The sequence below is a fragment of the Microvirga sp. KLBC 81 genome (assembly GCF_003075415.1).
Lineage (GTDB): Bacteria > Pseudomonadota > Alphaproteobacteria > Rhizobiales > Beijerinckiaceae > Microvirga.
This window is the reverse complement of the sequence record NZ_QDAH01000296.1, coordinates 1-779: the sequence shown is the minus strand read 5'-3', so window position 1 is coordinate 779 and position 779 is coordinate 1. Positions and strand designations below refer to the sequence as shown.

1 pseudogene is annotated in these 779 nt (G+C 66.8%); it reads right to left on the bottom strand.

Features of this window, described 5'->3' with window-relative positions:
- Positions 1-151: 151 nt before the first annotated feature.
- Positions 152-779: pseudogene (locus DC522_RS33850) on the bottom strand (IS21 family transposase); the annotation flags it as partial.

Below are 779 nucleotides of genomic sequence, written 5' to 3'. Positions count from 1 at the left end.
CTCAGTAGGGTATCGATGGCATCGAGAGCGGAGAAGTCACCGGTCTCGATCCGCCGCAGGGTCTGGTCGAGCACCTCGAGAGCGCGGGGCATCCGCAGGCCGACAAGGCTCAGGCGGATGCGCTCGAGTGTGGAGATGGATTCCGACAGGCTCATGCACGCTCTCCCCGGGCGAGACGCCGGCCGACGGCGGCGTAGATCTCAAGAGAGCGACGGGCGACGACATCGCCGGTGCGCTCGAAGATGGGTGTGGCGTCCGTGGGCTTGGCGTGCCGCGCTAAGACCGGCCTGCGGCGGTGACTGGGTGCAACGAGAGTGCGCCGATTGCCGTCCAGCACGGGATGAGCGGCGACAAGGCGCCCGGCGTCGAAGATGCGGATCTCGTCGGCGAACTGGTGCACCTCGACGACCCTGCGAGTTCGGTCCGGGACGCTGTAGAGATTGCCGCCGACACTGACTAGGCCTTCATGGGTGACGCGCCGCTCCAGTTTGAGCACGGCACGGAACGGAGCCGCCGGCAGCGGCTGCAAGGCGGGCTGTTCCGCCGCGAAGGCCTCCGAGGCGATCCTCTGCGTCGTGCCATGCAGGCGAACATTGGCCACGGTGTCGAGCCAATCCTGAAGCTGACGGTTCAGATCCTCGAGGTTGCGCAAGCTGCGGGCGAGGAAGAAGTCCTCGCGGATGTAGCGGAACGGGCGCTCGACCTTTCCCTTCGTCTTGGCCCTGTAGGGCGCACAGGCTCTGGGATGGAAGCCGTAGTGGCCGGCGAGTTCGAGCAGG